Annotated in this window: 12 protein-coding genes; 7 read left to right on the top strand and 5 right to left on the bottom strand. The window is 45.3% G+C overall.

The window, feature by feature from the left end; genetic code table 11:
- Positions 1 to 197 precede the first annotated feature (197 nt).
- Positions 198 to 1058: a bifunctional methylenetetrahydrofolate dehydrogenase/methenyltetrahydrofolate cyclohydrolase FolD gene (gene folD / locus KT99_RS16420; protein WP_005502209.1), complete on the top strand. Its 861-nt coding sequence runs from the start codon at positions 198 to 200 to the stop codon at positions 1056 to 1058.
- Between the two features lie 867 nt (positions 1059 to 1925).
- On the opposite strand, the gene cysS is transcribed toward folD, so the two are convergent.
- Positions 1926 to 3305 carry a cysteine--tRNA ligase gene (cysS, locus tag KT99_RS16415; protein WP_005502208.1) on the bottom strand — a complete coding sequence of 460 codons (1380 nt, stop codon included), beginning with the start codon at positions 3303 to 3305 and terminating at the stop codon, positions 1926 to 1928.
- Between the two features lie 264 nt (positions 3306 to 3569).
- Here cysS and KT99_RS16410 point away from each other — a divergent pair, with 264 nt between their 5' ends.
- Complete coding sequence (locus KT99_RS16410) at positions 3570 to 4064, top strand: peptidylprolyl isomerase (protein ID WP_005502206.1); 495 nt, start codon at positions 3570 to 3572, stop codon at positions 4062 to 4064.
- A 9-nt stretch (positions 4065 to 4073) separates the two neighbouring features.
- Positions 4074 to 4808, top strand: a complete 735-nt coding sequence (locus tag KT99_RS16405; RefSeq protein ID WP_005502204.1) for a UDP-2,3-diacylglucosamine diphosphatase — start codon at positions 4074 to 4076, stop codon at positions 4806 to 4808.
- Between the two features lie 73 nt (positions 4809 to 4881).
- Here KT99_RS16405 and miaE read toward each other — a convergent pair whose 3' ends face one another.
- Positions 4882 to 5670, bottom strand: a complete 789-nt coding sequence (gene miaE, locus KT99_RS16400) for a tRNA isopentenyl-2-thiomethyl-A-37 hydroxylase MiaE (protein WP_005502202.1) — start codon at positions 5668 to 5670, stop codon at positions 4882 to 4884.
- 385 nt (positions 5671 to 6055) lie between these two features.
- Here miaE and KT99_RS16395 point away from each other — a divergent pair, with 385 nt between their 5' ends.
- Positions 6056 to 6652 (top strand): Yip1 family protein, encoded by a 597-nt coding sequence (locus KT99_RS16395; RefSeq protein WP_005502200.1) that lies wholly within the window; start codon positions 6056 to 6058, stop codon positions 6650 to 6652.
- Between the two features lie 93 nt (positions 6653 to 6745).
- On the opposite strand, the gene glnS is transcribed toward KT99_RS16395, so the two are convergent.
- The 3 genes from glnS to KT99_RS16380 all read right to left on the bottom strand — a co-directional run bounded on the left by glnS (position 6746) and on the right by KT99_RS16380 (position 11185).
- Complete coding sequence (gene glnS, locus KT99_RS16390) at positions 6746 to 8416, bottom strand: glutamine--tRNA ligase (RefSeq protein WP_005502198.1); 1671 nt, start codon at positions 8414 to 8416, stop codon at positions 6746 to 6748.
- A 215-nt stretch (positions 8417 to 8631) separates the two neighbouring features.
- Positions 8632 to 10923: a Fe(2+) transporter permease subunit FeoB gene (gene feoB / locus KT99_RS16385; RefSeq protein ID WP_005502197.1), complete on the bottom strand. Its 2292-nt coding sequence runs from the start codon at positions 10921 to 10923 to the stop codon at positions 8632 to 8634.
- Positions 10916 to 11185 carry a FeoA family protein gene (locus tag KT99_RS16380; protein WP_005502195.1) on the bottom strand — a complete coding sequence of 90 codons (270 nt, stop codon included), beginning with the start codon at positions 11183 to 11185 and terminating at the stop codon, positions 10916 to 10918. The genes feoB and KT99_RS16380 overlap by 8 nt, the downstream gene beginning before the upstream one ends.
- 1034 nt (positions 11186 to 12219) lie before the next feature.
- Between KT99_RS16380 and KT99_RS16375 the strand changes: the two genes are divergently transcribed.
- The 3 genes from KT99_RS16375 to KT99_RS16365 all read left to right on the top strand — a co-directional run bounded on the left by KT99_RS16375 (position 12220) and on the right by KT99_RS16365 (position 17984).
- The gene (locus tag KT99_RS16375; protein WP_005502189.1) at positions 12220 to 14406 is read left to right on the top strand and encodes an OmcA/MtrC family decaheme c-type cytochrome; all 2187 of its coding nucleotides are present in this window, start codon (positions 12220 to 12222) and stop codon (positions 14404 to 14406) included.
- A gap of 434 nt (positions 14407 to 14840) precedes the next feature.
- Positions 14841 to 16871, top strand: coding sequence for an OmcA/MtrC family decaheme c-type cytochrome (locus tag KT99_RS16370; protein WP_040572117.1), 2031 nt, complete (start codon positions 14841 to 14843; stop codon positions 16869 to 16871).
- Between the two features lie 111 nt (positions 16872 to 16982).
- Positions 16983 to 17984, top strand: coding sequence for a DmsE family decaheme c-type cytochrome (locus KT99_RS16365; RefSeq protein WP_005502187.1), 1002 nt, complete (start codon positions 16983 to 16985; stop codon positions 17982 to 17984).
- Positions 17985 to 17998 lie beyond the last annotated feature (14 nt).

Here is a 17998-nt window from a genome sequence, read left to right as displayed (position 1 = left end):
CTAGCCTGACATGCGTCAACGGTTTTTTTATAAAGAAAGTGAGCTTGGCTATTTTACAAACTATCAGGTCTAAAACCACGCAAATTATCTGTATTTAGAACTAATTATTGCACAGCTTAATAAATGACACTCAAGCCTTGTCCTGTTAAATGGCTCCATTTTCATTATCGCGCTCCATTAAAGGATATCCAACCCCAATGACAGCTCAAAGAATCGATGGCAAAGCGATCGCTCAATCCATTCGAACACAGCTAAAAGAGAAAGTAACCGCCCGTAAAGAGGCAGGACAGAGAGCTCCAGGTTTAGCGGTGATCTTAGTCGGCACAGATCCCGCGTCTCAAGTTTATGTTGGCAGCAAGAGACGCGCCTGCGAAGAGGTTGGGTTTCTTTCCCGCTCATACGACTTAGACAGCAGCACATCTGAAGATGAGTTGTTGGCGCTAATAGATGAGTGTAATAACGATTCATCTATCGATGGTATATTAGTACAACTGCCTCTGCCTAAGCATATCGAACAGTCGAAGGTCATCGAGCGTATCAGACCAGATAAAGATGTCGATGGTTTCCATCCTTATAACGTCGGCCGTCTGGCTCAGCGCATTCCGGTACTCCGCCCATGCACACCCATGGGCATCATGACACTGATTAAGTCTACCGGCGTCGATACCTTCGGTTTAGACGCCATCGTAGTGGGAGCCTCGAATATAGTGGGTCGCCCCATGACACTGGAATTGTTACTCGCGGGTTGTACCACGACAACTTGTCATAGGTTTACTCGCAATCTTGAGCAAAAAGTCAGACAAGCGGATCTGGTTGTGGTTGCAGTAGGCAAGCCAGGCTTCATTCCGGGAGAATGGATCAAGCCCGGCGCTCTGGTTATCGATGTGGGTATTAATCGTCTCGAAGATGGCAGCCTGGTGGGTGATGTTCAATACGAAGTCGCAGCACAAAATGCCGCCTTCATTACCCCGGTCCCAGGTGGTGTCGGTCCCATGACCATAGCCAGCCTGTTAGAGAACACCTTATATGCTGCCGAAACTTATCACGATAAAGTCTAGATCGGTTCTAAGTTCTAAGTTCTAAGTTCTAAGTTCTAAAAAGAATAACGAAGATTTATACCCGTCCTTGGTAAATCTTCATAAATGTCTGACTGCCATGAATGGCGGAAATGCCAATAAATGAATGGAACATTTATGGCCAGACACAACGAAGATTTATGCCCGTCCCTGGTAAATATTCGGCTATGTTCCAGACACAAATCCCCTCAATCGCTATCCCTGCGATCGGGGATTAATACCATTCCATATAAGTATCTGGTCAGTTCAGAAACTCTCAGTTTTTTCAATTCAAGGCACATTGATGAAGAAATGGTTATTCCCTTTTAAGTCAATGTAACGCAGAAGTGGAAACACTGAGAGCCTCACGCAGTGCGGCTGATGTTTAAAGCAAAGGGCAAAGCACTTTAGCTGCGTTAGATGCCTTCGATATATGACTGCATGGTCTATTTTGTTCCATACAAAATAAGACATTTCCCTGACCCATAGGGATATGGGAAATGTCTTGAAAGCGTATGGAACGCTTAAGACCATGGAGGTCAGATGCAGGAGGTACGAGCCCATGGACGGGTGAAGGTAGAATAATGCAGGAGCAATTATCGAGAGCAACGCAGGAGCTTGTTGCCGAGAATAACTATTAGCTTCAAACATTCGCAAGCCACATGGATGTGGTGAATGTCTATATTGCACGACTATAGGGATATAGGAGGTAGAGTAACGCAGGAGCTGTTACCGAGGAGCAAATATAGACCTTGCCTACAGTGCTTTGAACTCCCGCTGAATGATCAAATACTTACTCGGAATGGTATAAGTACATCCTTGTACAAAAAAGCCTGCATCAGCAGGCTTTTTTATGGTAATCAATAATTTTTACTTTTTACGCCAAGTGGTGCCACTAGGACCATCTTCTAAGATAACGCCTAAGGCATTTAAACCATCACGGGCCACATCTGCAGCAGGCCAGTCTTTCTCGGCTCTGGCGCGATTACGCTCGACGATAAGAGCCTCGATTTGAGCCACTTCATCATCACTCCCTTCCCCCTTGAAGAAGATATCGACATCTTGATCCAGTAGACCTAATACCCCGGCCAACTCTTTTAACTTAACCCCCATTGCAGATGCTTGTGCCAGATCACTGCCTTTAACACGGTTAATTTCACGTACCATGTCAAACAGCACCGAATAAGCTTCTGGAGTATTAAAATCATCATCCATCGCCGCCTTGAATTTAACCACAAACTCTGAGGCATCGGCAGGTTCAACATTAAGGTCTAAACCTTTGAGTGAAGTATATAAACGATCCAGTGCCGACTTAGCTTGCTTGAGGTTATCTTCCGAATAGTTTAACTGGCTACGATAGTGTCCCGATAACAAGAAGTAGCGAATCGTGCCAGCATCATAATGCTTAAGCACATCACGAATGGTGAAGAAGTTATTCAATGACTTCGACATCTTCTCCTTGTCGATCATCACCATGCCGGTGTGCATCCAGTAGTTCACATAGGGCGTATCATGGGCACAGCAAGATTGGGCGATCTCATTCTCATGATGTGGAAATTGAAGATCTGAGCCACCACCGTGAATATCAAAATGTTGACCTAAGTGTTTACTGTTCATTGCCGAACATTCGATATGCCATCCCGGACGACCCGCTCCCCAAGGCGACTCCCAGGTAGGCTCTCCGGGCTTAGACATCTTCCACAATACAAAATCCATAGGATCGCGCTTAGTGTCTTCGACTTCGACGCGCGCACCGGCTTGCAGCTGCTCAATATTTTGTCCCGACAGACGTCCATATTCAGCGAAAGATGACACGCTAAATAATACATCACCATTATCGGAGACATAGGCATACTCCTTCTCGATAAGTTTTTCAACCATATCGATAATCTCAGGCATATGCTGTGTGGCTCTGGGCTCAAAATCTGGGCGTTTCATGTTTAATGCATCGAAGTCACGGTGCATCTCACCAATCAACCTCTCGGTAAGCGACTTACAGCTTTCGTTATTCTCTGCCGCGCGCTTGATGATCTTGTCATCGACGTCGGTAATGTTTCGCTGAAAGTTCACCTCATAGCCCGAGTATCTCAGATACCTGACTATCATATCGAAAGAAACAAAAGTACGACCATGACCTATATGACATAAGTCATAGATGGTGATCCCACACACATACATGCCAATTTTACCTGGCTGTAATGGTTTGAATTCCTCTTTTTGGCGGGTCAGACTGTTGTATAACTTCAACATCGCTACTCTCTTTCAACGAAAAAACAATAAAAATTGGTCAAACAGTTTACCATCGCCCTAGTGTTGCTTCCATCAATTTAACGTGACTCTCGCCATGAAACTTAGCTTTTTATCAGGCAGCTTGATGAGTTTTATCCTCACACACTCTGACAATCAAATTTTTATTCTCTCAAGCAAATTAGCCACTAGCTCTTTATGCGAAATGGCAATTACGATAGAATCCTGCCACAATTTCTTATTGCTAAACTTAGTGAGAATCAAATCATGATCACTCTTCATACCAACCATGGTGAAATCACCCTGGAACTAGAAACAGAAAAAGCACCGTTAACTGCCGAAAACTTTATCAAGTATGCTAAAGACGGCTTCTATGACGGCACAGTATTCCACCGTGTTATCGATGGTTTCATGGTTCAAGGTGGTGGCTTCACAGAAAACATGGAGCAGAAGCCTTGCGGTGAAACTATTAAGAACGAAGCAAACAATGGTTTGTTGAACGTGATAGGCACTGTGGCGATGGCCAGAACCTCAGATCCCCATTCGGCGACTGCTCAATTCTTCATCAATATCGGTGACAATACCTTCCTGGATTTCAAATCAGAGACAGAACAGGGTTGGGGCTACTGCGTATTTGCTAAGATCAGTGCCGGCATGGACGTGGTCAACAAGATTAAAGCGGTAAACACAGGTAACCAGGGCATGCATCAAGATGTTCCTCTAGAAGCTGTCATTATCGAGAAAGTGACCATTGCCGAATAAATCAGCTTAATGCGCACACTTTTTATCGGCGATCTGCATTTATCTGCAGATCGCCCTGATATTACACTCGCCTTCAATCAGTTTCTCGATACCCAACTTGATGATGCCGAAGCACTCTATATACTTGGCGATCTATTTGAGGTCTGGACTGGCGATGATATTGCCGAGCCCTTCGCTAATGAGTTAGCCGATAAGCTCCATGGCATCTCACAAAACCTGCCTATCTATTATATCCATGGAAATCGAGATTTTCTGCTTGGCAGAAAATATGCAGCGCGATCCGGCATAACCTTGTTGCCAGAAATCCATAGGCTCGACCTATATGGCACAGCTACTGTGCTCCTTCATGGCGATAGCCTATGCACACTCGATAAGGCCTACCAAAGATTCAGGCGCTGCAGAAATAACCCAGTGGTTAAATGGATCTATTCACGCCTTCCTAAGCGCACTCGGCAAAATATTGCCACCAAGATACGTGCAAAGAGCCAGGCGAGTAATATGAATAAGAGCGACACCATTATGGATGTAGAGAAGGATGCCGTTACTCAGCTAATGAATCGTTGCGGCGCAACCCAGATGATCCATGGCCATACCCATAGACCCGATGTACATCATTTAGGTAAAAATCAGGCTGGAATTGAAAATCTGCGAATTGTGGTCGGTGACTGGTATGAACAAGGCAGTGTGCTTAGCGTATCTAAAGCTAATCTAGCGTTAACCAGCCTGCCCTTTCAAGCCCAATAATTACCTAGCTAAGCAATTACTGGCTCTCCCCCTTCAAACACGATCAAAGCGATCGAAAACAGTTCAAAAGGTATCAGGCCTCTGGCGCGCCACTGTGAAATTTAAACTCAGCATCGACAGAGAGAATAAGCTCAGCTTCGGCCTGGCGAATAACAGCAATTCGCTCACTCACAGGCACACTCTTCTTGGTCACAGCATTGGCCTGAATCAATTCTGCTAACACCAGGTAATCTTGATAATGTCTCGCTTCTGAGCGTAACAAAGAAACATAGAATCGGTTCAATTCATCGTCTAAATATGGCGCCAGTTTGGCGAAACGCTCACAGGATCTAGCCTCGATAAAGGCGCCTATGATGAGTTTGTCTACTAATGCTGCAGGCTCATGGGTCCTGACTTGCTTCATCATGCCTTTGGCATAACGACCCGCAGTCATATTCTGGTAGGGAATATTTCGTGCTTGCATGATCGCTAACACCTGCTCGAAATGATGAAATTCCTCTTTGATAAGACGAACCATCTTACTTATCAGTTCGGAGCCATGATCGAAGCCGGGTTTAGCGACTAGATCCCCGTAAAAATCATTCTTCTTACTGTCACGAGATAAAAAGGCGTCTATGTCTCTGTCTTTTTGATAGATGAATTCTTCATAGGGTTTGGCCCATTGAAGTAACAATTTGCCACTGTCTTTATCGATTGCATATTTCCTGATAAGAAACATGGCCGTCTGCGCCGCTTTTAATTCACAGTTACAGTGATCGATAAGTAAGTCAGATAAACTTTCCGGCTTTTTAGCCACCTCAATCCAGCTGTCTGGTGTTTCACATCCTAAAAAAGCATGGACCGGGGCTAACAATTGCTGCATGGACTGTGTTCTCGAAGTCAATAAATATCATTTATGGATGCATTATTCTAGCATCGACTCGGGCAGGCACAGAGATCAATTTAATCGTTATTGCTTATCTTTAATGATTAATCCAAAAGTTTGAACTCGATCAAATAAACATGAATACAAATTTAGACACAAATAATTAACAAATTAGCGTGGTTCAACTTGACTAAGAGGCTATTTTGTTCAATAAATAAACTCATACCATGCAATTCTTAGAAATATGAGCTAGACATTAGTGAGAGCATTGATTGGCATTGGGTATCGTGAGCCGTAAGGTCTTTGGAAATTAGACCAATAGGCATGTAGGCTCGTCCGAAGTTTGGCGAGCAAAAGTTAACGCTAAACAAGGATAATTATAATGATATTGAATCACTTAATGGGACTCTACACGCATCCAAAAGAAGAGTGGCACACAATTGAGCAGAATCACGAAGCGCTGAAGAGTAGTCTGAGCCATATCTTGCTTATTGCTCTCATTCCTGTGATCTGTACCTTCATCGCCGCAACTGAACTTGGCTGGAACCTAGGTGTTGGCGAGCGACTATTCCTGACACAAGAGAGTGCACTCTTGATGTCCGGAGGCATGTATTTTGGACTCATTGCCGGTGTGTTCGCGCTCGCTTACCTGTCTTTTTGGATGGCCAAGACGTTCGATGCAGACCCTAGCTATACTCAAGCACTGGAACTGGCATCTTACACGGCAACCCCGCTATTTATGGTGGGACTCGCCGCATTGTATCCTGCCATTTGGTTTGTGATGGTCGTCGGCTTCTTCGGACTCGCCTACTCGGTTTATCTGCTCTATACCGGTGTACCTATCATCATGAATATTCCTGAAGAGAAAGGCTTCATCTATGCCAGCTCAGTGGTCACTGCGGGCCTGGTACTGCTAGTCGCCTTGATGGCATCGAGCGTTATCCTCTGGAGTATGGGTTTTGGCCCTATGTATCAATAGAATCTAGGAATCTAGGAATCTAGAACAACAAAAAAGGCTTTAGGGTTTCCCCTAAAGCCTTTTTAATACATCAATTTTTATATCAACTAATCACTAGTGTGAAGAATCTCGCAGCGCTACTGTCAGGTTGAAGACTAAGCTGTCTGGCGTTGAATCCTTGCTATCTGCACAGAAGTAGCCTTCACGCTCAAACTGATAGGCTTTTTCCGCAGCAGCATTCACCAGACCCGCCTCGACTAGGCCTTGCTTAACCACCAGAGAGTCAGGATTTAATACATCCTCTACTGTCTCAGCCCCAGCTGGGTTAGCATCGATAAATAATCGATTGTAGAGACGGAACTCGGCAGGTTTAGCACTGCTCGCTTCAACCCAGTGAATAACACCTTTCACTTTACGACCATCAGATGGATTTACACCTAATGTCTCATCATCATAAGTACAATAGATAGTGGTGATGTTACCTTCTGCATCCTTGTCACAGCGCTCAGCTTTAATGACATAGGCATTACGTAAGCGAACCTCTTTACCTTGTACAAGACGCTTATACTTCTTGTTGGCTTCTTCACGAAAATCAGCGGCATCGATAAACAGCTCGCGGCCAAATGTTATCTCACGCTTACCAAACTCCTCTTTACTAGGATGGATCGGTGCATGCAGAGTCTCAACTTGCCCTGGTGGATAGTTTTCGATAATCACTTTAACCGGATTGATCACCGCCATGGCGCGGGGAGCATTATCGTTTAACTCTTCACGAATACAGGCATCTAACATGGCAACTTCAACCATATTTTCTTGCTTAGTCACGCCGATGCGCAGACAAAACTCGCGAATAGATGCGGCGGTGTAACCACGACGGCGAAGTCCGGCGAGAGTAGGCATACGTGGGTCGTCCCAACCATGTACCAGCTCACGGGTAACCAAATCATTTAGCTTACGCTTAGACATTAAGGTGTATTCAAGATTAAGTCTGGAGAACTCATATTGACGAGTTCTGTTAGGCGCCTGAAAATCATCTAAATGATCCAGCACCCAGTCGTACAAACGACGGTTATCTTGAAACTCTAATGTACATAAAGAATGACTGATATTCTCGATGGCATCCGAGATACAGTGGGTAAAATCGTACATCGGGTAGATGCACCACTTATCAGCCGTTTGATGGTGATGAGCAAAACGAATACGGTAGATGATAGGATCGCGCATACACATGAAAGACGATGCCATATCTATCTTAGCTCTGAGTGAACATTCACCCTCTTTGAACTCACCCTGGCGCATCTTCTCAAACAGCTCAAGGTTCTCAGCCGCTGAAGACTCTCGGTAAGGACTGTTCTTACCCGGTGCTTTCAATGTACCGCGATACTCACGAGTCTCTTCACTGTTTAGAAAGCAGACATAAGCTAAGCCCTTAGTGATAAGCTCAACAGCATAACCATGTAACTGATCGAAGTAGTCAGATGAGTAACGAACATCTCCAGACCACTCGAAACCCAACCACTTCACATCGTCCTGAATCGAATGAACATAATCGATATCTTCTTTTTCAGGATTGGTGTCATCAAAACGTAAGTTACATTGGCCCTTGTAATCCTTTGCTATACCGAAGTTTAAGCAAATAGATTTAGCATGACCGATATGAAGAAAGCCATTAGGCTCAGGTGGAAAACGAGTATGCACACTGGTGTGCTTACCGCTTTCAAGGTCTTCATCTATGATGTTACGAATGAAGTTACTGGGACGAACTTCGCTGTCCACATGGCTCATGTGATTCCTCTTAGAGAACGCTGGCCAACCATTAGCCTACTTGTATATACAAGTAGCTGGATGGGATGGCATATTTTGATGTAATTGGAAAGATAATCTACTATCTCAGTGCCAGATACAACGCCTGATAGCAAAAAACAGCAACAAAAAACCATATAATAAAAAAGCAGCGAATAAACGCTGCTTTTTTATTATATTCGACTACGACTTGCTTGTTATATGATCACTTTTACATTTAATGTGACCATCTCAGTCCGTTTGGCCTTCACCTTCAACCAAATATAGAAACTAGCTAGCGCACTGATGAAGAAACCAATCCACAGACTCGATGAAAGCGGGTGCTCGCCGAACGTCGCCGCTTGATAGAAGACTGTCGCCGTGCCGTAAGCTAAGGCAAAGGTCCAAACTCCGGCAAATGCCGCCCAACGTCCACCGAACTCTCCCACTAACGCGCCCATTGCCGCGACACATGGTGTATAGAGTAAGATAAACAACAAATATGAAAAGGCGGCCGTGACCCCAGAGAAACCGGCCTGAAGCGCGGTGAAAGTCGAGGTGTCCACCTCTAACTCTGCCGATGCGGCTTCTACCGAAGACACATCACCCACAGAGATCGACAAGGGATCATCGAGTGCGATACCGAACAAATTTTCCGGAATAGTGCTCAAGGCTTGTTTGAAAGTTTCTAAAAATGGCGCAAGCTCTTCATCACCCGAACCTGCCGTGCTATACAAGCTGTTAAGCGTGCCGACTACCGCTTCTTTGGCAAATATCCCGGTGATAATACCCACAGTAGCTGGCCAGTTATCTTGCTCCACGCCCATGGGAGCGAAAAATGGCGTCACTTTCTGGCTGGCAATGCTGAGCACAGACTCTGAGCTATCTTCATGACCAAAGCTACCATCTACACCTATGGCGTTAACAAAGTTAAGCAAGGTCACCACGATAACTATGGTCTTGCCCGCACCGAGGATGAAACTCTTGGTCCGTTTACCGGTACGGCTCATTACCGTCTTAAATTTAGGTTTCTCGTAACTCGGTAACTCCATCACCACAGCACTGCTGCTGCCAGGAAGCAAGGTCGAACGCAGGAGTAACCCCGTCCCTACCGCGGCTGATATTCCTATGATGTAGAGTAAAAACACCAGGTTCTGTCCCGACTCAGGGAAAAAGGCGGCGGCAAACAGAGCATATACAGGAAGCCGTGCACCACAGGACATAAACGGCGTCATCATGCCTGTGACTATGCGCTCACGTTCGCTGCCTAAGGTACGTGTGGCCATAATAGCGGGTACTGAACAGCCAAAGCCCACGATCATAGGCACGAAAGCTTTACCGGGCAGACCGATGCGACGCATAAGGCCATCGACAACAAACGCCGCACGAGCCATATAGCCTGAGCCTTCGAGCACAGACAGCACTAAAAACAGCGCGGCGATGACAGGGATAAAGGTTGCTACAGTTTGAATACCTTGTCCAACACCACCAGCAATGATAGTGACCAACCAAGTCGGTGAGCCAAGACTCGTCATCAATGCACCTAAGTGATCGACGAAGATAGCGCCAGCGGTAATATCGAAGAAGTCGATAAACGCGCTACCCACATTGATACTGAACATGAACATCAGATACATAACAAACAGAAATACCGGCACGCCGGCCACTGGGTGGAGAATCACCTTATCAAGTTTGTCACTCAGGGTTTCACTGCCATCCGCTGATACAGAAGAGTCATAGATACTTTGGACGAAGTCGAAACGTGTGGTTGCCACCATGACTTCTATATCTTGGCCCTGCCTGGAAATGGACTCGGAGCACTCATTAACCTCATCGTGCATCTGACCATTCTTGCACTGACCACACCCTATGCCATTGGCCAACATGGCAAGCGCGCGCCCACGGCTTAGGCTTGAATCGCTAGACAATAAGCTGGTGACACCCGATTCAATTCTAGCGTCATAATTGAGAATCAAGGCTTGCTCAGATACTTTGCCCTCGAACAAGATCACCACTTGCGCCTTCACTTTTTTGATATCGGCCTCATCCCGTGAACAAACCCCCACAACCGGACAACCTAAGGTTTTACTCATCTGCTCAACATCGACTTCGATGCCGTGCCTCTTGGCCGCATCTATCTTGTTAAGCACAACAACCATAGGTATGCCGAGCTCAAGCAGCTGAATAGTTAGATAGAGATGTCGCTCAATATTGGTCGCATCGACGAGATTGATGATGCCGTCTATCTGTTGCTCGGCAAGAAACTGCTGTGCGATCTGCTCATCCAACGAGCAGTCACAACTTTTACCGGCAGGCAATAGATCATAAATACCTGGAAGGTCAGTTAGAGAAACATCGGTACCATTTAGGGTAAATAAGCCTGTTTTCTTCTCTACTGTGACACCGGACCAGTTACCAACCTGTTGATTGGCACCCGTTAATGCATTAAATAGTGTCGATTTACCCGCGTTAGGGTTACCGACAGTCACACAATGAAACTGCTTAGCCATGCGTTAGTACCGCCTTAACTGTATCTGCTCTAACTATCTCAACATCTATAATATCGGCAAGGTCACGACGCATGCATAATCGACTGCCTCGAATATCGAGCAAAAGCCCGGATCCCATCGGAGCCTTACGGATCATGAAGAATGACGTGTTTGGGGTGATCCCCATGGAAAGTAATTTTCGTTTAACCACAGATGGCAAATTCAACTGGCCAACCTCTGAAATTGTGGCGTGATCGCCAGGGTTTAAATCGCTTAATTTCATTATGCTTTTATACCTTTTAACAGGTCTCAATAATTCTCAAACTCGAACTAATTTTAACGGAGGAAAAAGAAGAATAACTTTACCTAGATCAACTTTTCGCATTGGGAACGATAATAGTTTTCAATTGTATTCTGCATTATGTGATAAAAGTCCCAACTAATAAATGATTGTAATCAAATAAACCCACGCTATTGACGCGAATGATTATCACTAAGAATAAAATAGGCTTATTAATTACACGCTATCGTGATCAAGATCACACTTTAGATTTCCCCCTTCATAATCATCACTATTTACAGGTCAAAACACCCTCAGTTGTGATCAAAATGCAATGCGGATGTTATTACATAGCTATACGTTAGTACATTATAGAATTACTAATATAACAATTATTGGCAAAATAGCGCTAGGATGGGATGTGTGATGATGAACATGGGATCTACTTGGACAGAGAAACATTACACGAGTCCAGCCTATACGGACACTTGAGCTACCGGCCTTCTCACGCTTGGTCATTTAGATTTAAAGTAAAAGTAAAAGCGCAAGATAGAAGCCAAGATAATTATACCGATACCCAAGATAGGCTTAACCGATGTCGACACCATTCCCAATGTATTGATATGAGGCATTAACTCAAAGCTGTAGTTTTCTCCCTTAGCTAAAGCCACAACTTACCAGCCAATAAAAAACCACATTGCTTTACACATAAATAACGAGAAAAAACAATACCCCCCTAACTTAAAATTAACAGAGTGGCCCTCCCACAAGCTTATCCAAACCTTAAAATCGGCTGAAAACCCCTTTTCCCATCTACCCCTAAAGAAATAGTCGGATCGAGTTCACATAAAGCGATTAAAACAACTGCTAAAAAATCGTTGCTTAGTTAGCCTTAACAAGGGAAATAAATTCCACACACTAAGTTACTGTTTAACAACAAGTTGATAATGAGAATCACTCTTACATATCAACAAGATTATAAAGTAAGCGCTTAAGTAGTGACTCAGTGATGATTAAAACTATTGCAGGGAATAATCATGATGAAAAAATTCAATTTTAGTGCGGCATCTAAAGCGCTATTGGCGGCCGGAGCCTTATCTATTGCTCTGACTGGCTGTGGCGGTGATGATGGTAAAAATGGTGAAGATGGTAAGCCTGGTGCTATTGGCGTAAATATCGACTTGGCTAAGAGTGTCAATGCGGTATTTACTAATGCTACTGTCGAAGCGGGCACCGTCACCGTCGATTTTACACTCGAAAATGACAATGGAGTCGCAGTCCTGGGTCTGACTAAAGATCACGACCTAAGGTTTGGTATCGCTCAACTTGCTCATGTCACCGAAACCATGAACAACAAAGATGGCGTAGCCACAGAATACGATCGCGGTTACCAGTGGCAGGCTTATATCAATGCTGAAAAATCACCTAACCCTGACTGGGTTCCTGAAGGCGAATCAGATATTAACCCAACGAATCAGTTCCAGGCTGATGTAGAAAAAGCCAGTAACTGCGAAACTTGTTTCGTCGATAACGAAGATGGTAGCTACACCTATACCTATCAGCAAAATATAGGCAGCGTAACAACGCCTGTTAAAGTTGTTTACAGTGCTGACTACACCCAACGTGCCACACTAGAACTTAAGTTTGCAAACTTTGCTGCCAATGCTAATTTCGACTGGCAGCCATCTACAGGCACCACTGACGGTATTCAAACTCGTGACGTCGTTTCAATCGAAACCTGTTACACCTGTCACCAACCAGATAGCCTAGAGCTCCACGGTGGACGCCGGGTCAACATCGAAAACTGCGCCTCTTGTCACACTGCAACTTCAGGCGACCCTGAAAGTGGCAACAGTGTCGACTTTACCTTTATGATCCATGCGATTCATAAGGGACAAGACAGAATGACCAGCACACCTGAAGGCATGGTTCCAGCTCCATACAAGGTGATCGGTTATGGCGGCGGTATCCATGATTACGGTAAGGTCATGTTCCCACAAGGCCCTGCAGCTGACTGTAGCTCTTGTCACCTAGAAGGGGAAAATGCACCAGCAAATGCCGACCTATTTAAAGCTGATTTAAGCAATACTGCTTGTATCGGTTGCCACACAGAGAAACCTTCTCAAAACCACAGCAGTACAAACTGTGTTTCCTGTCATAACTCTACTGATACCTATTCTGGTACAGGCAGTGCAGAGAAACGTCACGGTGATGTGCTAAAAGCATACAAAGACGCAGAAGCGATGACGGTTAAGTTCAGCAACATAGGCTTAACTGATGGTAAATTTAGCTTCGAGGTTCAAATTCTCGATAAAGATGGCGTCGCTATCGCCGGTGAATTTATTAATCAGGGAACTCGAGTCGTTGTGGCCTGGGATAGTGATAAAGACTACCCAGCATATACAGAGGCATCATACAGCGATCGCCGTATAAAACTACAAGATGGTAGCTACGATGAAGGGACTAAAACTTTCACTCTCATCGGCGATAACTTTGAACTACCAACTGATGCAGCGGGTAAAACTTTTGAGCTTTGGTCTGCTGTAGAAGTGTGTTTCAACAATGGCGGCTATGGCGTTGCAGAAGTTGTAATGACTGAATGTTCTGACAACACGCGTTCTATAGAAGTGAAAGATGCACCATACCACTTTGTTTGGTCCGGTACAGGTGAAGAACCTGAAGTTGAGGCTACAATGCGCCGTGACATTATCGATGCATCTAAGTGTCAGGGGTGTCACAACCAAGAGATTTATCACTACGACAATGGTGTCAATTGCCAAACTTGTCATACATCAGATAAGTCAATTAAAGAGTCTGTGCATAAATCTGGCAAGTATGACAAAGCAACAAGCTTTGCCTATAAAGCGCATGAAGCTGAAGGCCACAACCTCAAGTATGCAGGTGTCGGTTCAAGCACTGTGATTAAAACTGACTGTATGACCTGTCATACCGATGACGGTATTAAATTGGGTCGTTCTCCTGAACGTGTTTGGACTTATCCAAATACGGAAACATTCGATAAAGCTGGTATCTATGTTTCTTCAGATGCTGGGGCCTGTTTAAGCTGTCATCAGAAATACCTCAGTGATTCTGGTAAGTCTCACATCGAAATCAACGGTGGTATCTTAGATGGTATCAGCGCTGAAGACGTTCAAAATCGTGCTGCAGAGACTTGTTCAACCTGTCACTCTCCAGAGAAGTTGATGGAACTTCACGGTAACTAATCAGCGGCAAGTACTAGCCTAAAGATGATGAATTAGCACTCGCTCTCTAGCCGTTAAAGCATCATTATTTATACCCAAAGGGAGGCTCTGCCTCCCTTTGTTTTATCTGCGTAAATAAAAAAGAAAATGTTAAACACTTAGCATACATAACATCAACTTATGTGAGAATAGTTCTCAACTACTGCGCTCGTTTATTGATCTAAATTAAGATTTACCGCAACACCAAACTACCACTTTATAAATAGGCAGATCTTGGTCACACTATAAGACCTAGTTTGCAGATTTTACCCCCCTATTACGTTAGCCTTTCCTTAGGGAATTATATTTCCAGCATCGACTTAAGTAGCCACTAATAATGAAATCATCTAAATGATAATCGGTTAGCTAAGCTGACCAAGCACTTGAGCCAATGTCAAACCTATGCAGGGAAAAAAATGATGAACGTAATAAATAATAAGTATGCGCTGTTCTTGGCAGCAAGTGCAGTGTCTCTGGCCTTAACCGGCTGTGGTGGCGACGATGGTACAGACGGAAATCCAGGTAATCCAGGCGGCCCGGCTGCTGATGTGGTCAACGTCCTTAACCTAGATGTGACGAAAGTCACCTATCAAGATGGCACACCAACCATTGAAGTCTTCGCCACTAACGAAGAGGACCTTCCAGTTGTTGGTTTAAAAGACTTGGAAGTTAAAGCCGTTGCTCAGCTTCTCCCACAAGGTTATACCAGCGCTGGTGACAGCGCTCAGTGGCAGAAAATTGGTTCTGAGAAAACCTTTATCGACCACAAAAATGGCAACTATAGCTTCACCATTGAGGTTGAAGGCTATAATTCAGAGCTAACTCAAAGATACAACGTTATCGCCAGTGCATCGACACTGCAAGATGGCGTAACTTCTGTACCACGTACCGAGCTTTCAGAAGATTTCTCAGGTGACGGCTACCAAGCGCTTTATACCAAAGACATAGTTTCAACTGAAACCTGTGCTTCTTGTCATGCCGCAGGAGAAGCGATTTATCACAGCTACACTTCAGCAGAAACCTGTGCATCTTGTCATACCCAAGAGTGGGCCGAAGGGCGCGGTAAGCCAGAAGTTGCCTTCACTCACCTGGTTCACAACGTACACAATTCAGCCAAAGGCTATAAAGCTGACAAAGAAACAGGTCAATTCACTAAAGATGCCAAAACTGCAAACGCTTTGCTGCAAGACAACTGCCAAACCTGTCACGTAGCACCTGAAGATGGCAGTGGCGAACTAACTGAATGGGGCAACTGGACGCGGGTTCCAACCATGGAAACCTGTACTAGCTGTCACGTCGATATCGACTTTAAAGCCGGTAAGGGTCACTCCCAGCAAAATGACAATAGCAACTGTATCGCTTGTCACAATGCCAGCTGGACTGAAGAGCTACATATGGGTGGCTTCGTTGAGAAGAAAGCACTTATCGACCAATATGGTATGAAAGCGACACTCACGGCCGACCAAGCAGACTCCAGCGCTAATATCTCGATAACGTTCACCGACAGTGAAGGCACTGCCCTAGATGTTACTGGCCTACTGGCAAAAATCCAACGGGTAGAGAGCATCATTAACGTGGGCCCTAACTTCCCAATTATGGGCTATAACGCAAGCCCGGGAAATGGTACGGCTCATGTTGCTATCGACCTAGTCAAGAGCGGTGCCCTTGCTGGTGGAGCCACAATCGTCGACGGTAAGCTAGTGGTCAACACCGGCGTACTGCCTTTCGGTCAACCGGGAACTGACACTGACACAGCCTTTACTCTTATCGGTCTGGAAGTGTGCAGTGAAAACGCCGAGCTTATCGACTGCGCCGAAGGTGTTGCAACAACCAGCATGAAAGCCGAGCTGGCACATGGCACACTTTCTGGTGAAGCACCGAGTGTACGTCACACAGATTCAGTTAACTTTGCAGCTTGTGAAAGCTGTCATGGCACCGAGTGGGAACTACATAAAGAGCACCATGCAGGTTTCGTGATGACAGAGCAGCTAGGCCGCATCAACGAAGCGGGTGAGATGATTGTCGGTGTTGATGGCTGTGTGGCTTGTCACACTCCAGACGGTACCTATGCCGGCGGTGGTAATAAAGGTGCACTAGAGATGAAGCTGCACAAAACTCATAGCCAAGGTGATTACGCTGTTATTCCTGGCATGAACTGTGACCAGTGCCATAACGACTTCAACCTTGATGCTTTCAAGCTGAAAGGTGCATTGGCAACAAGTGTTATCAATCAAGACCAACCAGACCAGGAAAGTCTATACACCACACCTATCGCGGCAACATGTGGTTCTTGTCATAGTCATAGTGATAGCTTCAAGCCACACGCTGAAGGTCAAGGTGCCATCATCGACGGTTCTTATGCAGCCGCCAACGATGTAGCCCAACTTGAAACCTGTTTCTACTGCCACGTACCGACTCCAAACGATCACACTGCGGTGAAGATGTAATTTGCTCAACTGTTGTTAAAGCTATTTTAATAACCTTAGCAGTAGAGAGTTTGAAGGGGGAGTCCTCTCCCCCTACTTTCAAGCGAATTTGTGCAGATTAGGAAACCAAATATGAAAATCATAAATACACTAAAATCTGTTTCACTGTCAGTGCTACCTGCACTGCTAGTGTCAGCAGTCTTGTCTCTAGGTATGACTTCTGTCGCTCACGCGTCGAAGTGGGATGCCAAGATGACTCCCGATGAAGTCGAAGCCACATTAGATAAGAAGTTTGCCGAAGGTAAATACTCCCCTAAAGGCGCCGATTCTTGCTTAATGTGTCACCGTAAATCTGAAAAAGTGATGGACCTGTTTAAAGGTGTCCATGGCTCAATTACTTCAAGTAAGAGCCCAATGGCTGGTCTTCAATGTGAAGCCTGTCACGGCCCTCTGGGTAAGCATAACCGCGGCGGTAAGGAACCAATGATAGCCTTTGGTCCAGACTCAACGCTATCAGCCGAAAAGCAAAACAGTGTCTGTATGAGCTGTCATTTAGATGATAAGCGTATGGATTGGAATGGCGGACACCATGACAATGCCGACGTTGCTTGTGCTTCTTGTCACTCGGTGCACACAGATAAAGACCCTGTGCTGTCTAAAAACACTGAGGTGGAAGTCTGTACTAGTTGTCACACTAAGCAAAAAGCTGACATGAACAAACGCTCAAGCCACCCGATGAAGTGGGGCCAAATGGTGTGTAGTGATTGCCACAACCCTCATGGCACTATGAGCGACTCAGATCTTGTTAAGCCTAGCATTAACGAGACCTGTTACTCATGTCACGCCGAGAAACGCGGTCCAAAACTGTGGGAGCATGCACCCGTCACTGAAAACTGTGTGACTTGTCATAACCCACACGGCAGCGTAAACGAAGGTATGTTAACCACTCGCGCACCACAACTCTGTCAGCAGTGTCATGCCAGCGACGGTCATGCCAGTAGCGCCTACATGGGCAACACAGATCAAGGCTCAACCGTAGGTGGCAATGCGTTCACCGGTGGTCGCAGTTGTTTGAACTGTCATAGCCAGATCCATGGTTCTAACCACCCATCTGGCAAGCTATTTCAGCGCTAAACGGAGTCGAGAAG

Source organism: Shewanella benthica KT99, from assembly GCF_000172075.1.
GTDB lineage: Bacteria > Pseudomonadota > Gammaproteobacteria > Enterobacterales > Shewanellaceae > Shewanella > Shewanella benthica_A.
Note: the sequence above shows the minus strand (reverse complement) of the source record. Positions and strands in the feature narration are given on the sequence as shown.

Bases quoted from the DNA above. Each gene is read 5' to 3' on its own strand.
- folD (WP_005502209.1), top strand. From the start codon at position 198: ATGACAGCTCAAAGAATCGATGGCAAAGCGATCGCTCAATCCATTCGA.
- miaE (WP_005502202.1), bottom strand. From the start codon at position 5,670: ATGCAGCAATTGTTAGCCCCGGTCCATGCTTTTTTAGGATGTGAAACA.
- cysS (WP_005502208.1), bottom strand. From the start codon at position 3,305: ATGTTGAAGTTATACAACAGTCTGACCCGCCAAAAAGAGGAATTCAAA.
- KT99_RS16410 (WP_005502206.1), top strand. From the start codon at position 3,570: ATGATCACTCTTCATACCAACCATGGTGAAATCACCCTGGAACTAGAA.
- KT99_RS16395 (WP_005502200.1), top strand. From the start codon at position 6,056: ATGATATTGAATCACTTAATGGGACTCTACACGCATCCAAAAGAAGAG.
- KT99_RS16380 (WP_005502195.1), bottom strand. From the start codon at position 11,185: ATGAAATTAAGCGATTTAAACCCTGGCGATCACGCCACAATTTCAGAG.
- KT99_RS16405 (WP_005502204.1), top strand. From the start codon at position 4,074: ATGCGCACACTTTTTATCGGCGATCTGCATTTATCTGCAGATCGCCCT.
- glnS (WP_005502198.1), bottom strand. From the start codon at position 8,416: ATGAGCCATGTGGACAGCGAAGTTCGTCCCAGTAACTTCATTCGTAAC.
- KT99_RS16370 (WP_040572117.1), top strand. From the start codon at position 14,841: ATGATGAACGTAATAAATAATAAGTATGCGCTGTTCTTGGCAGCAAGT.
- feoB (WP_005502197.1), bottom strand. From the start codon at position 10,923: ATGGCTAAGCAGTTTCATTGTGTGACTGTCGGTAACCCTAACGCGGGT.
- KT99_RS16375 (WP_005502189.1), top strand. From the start codon at position 12,220: ATGATGAAAAAATTCAATTTTAGTGCGGCATCTAAAGCGCTATTGGCG.
- KT99_RS16365 (WP_005502187.1), top strand. From the start codon at position 16,983: ATGAAAATCATAAATACACTAAAATCTGTTTCACTGTCAGTGCTACCT.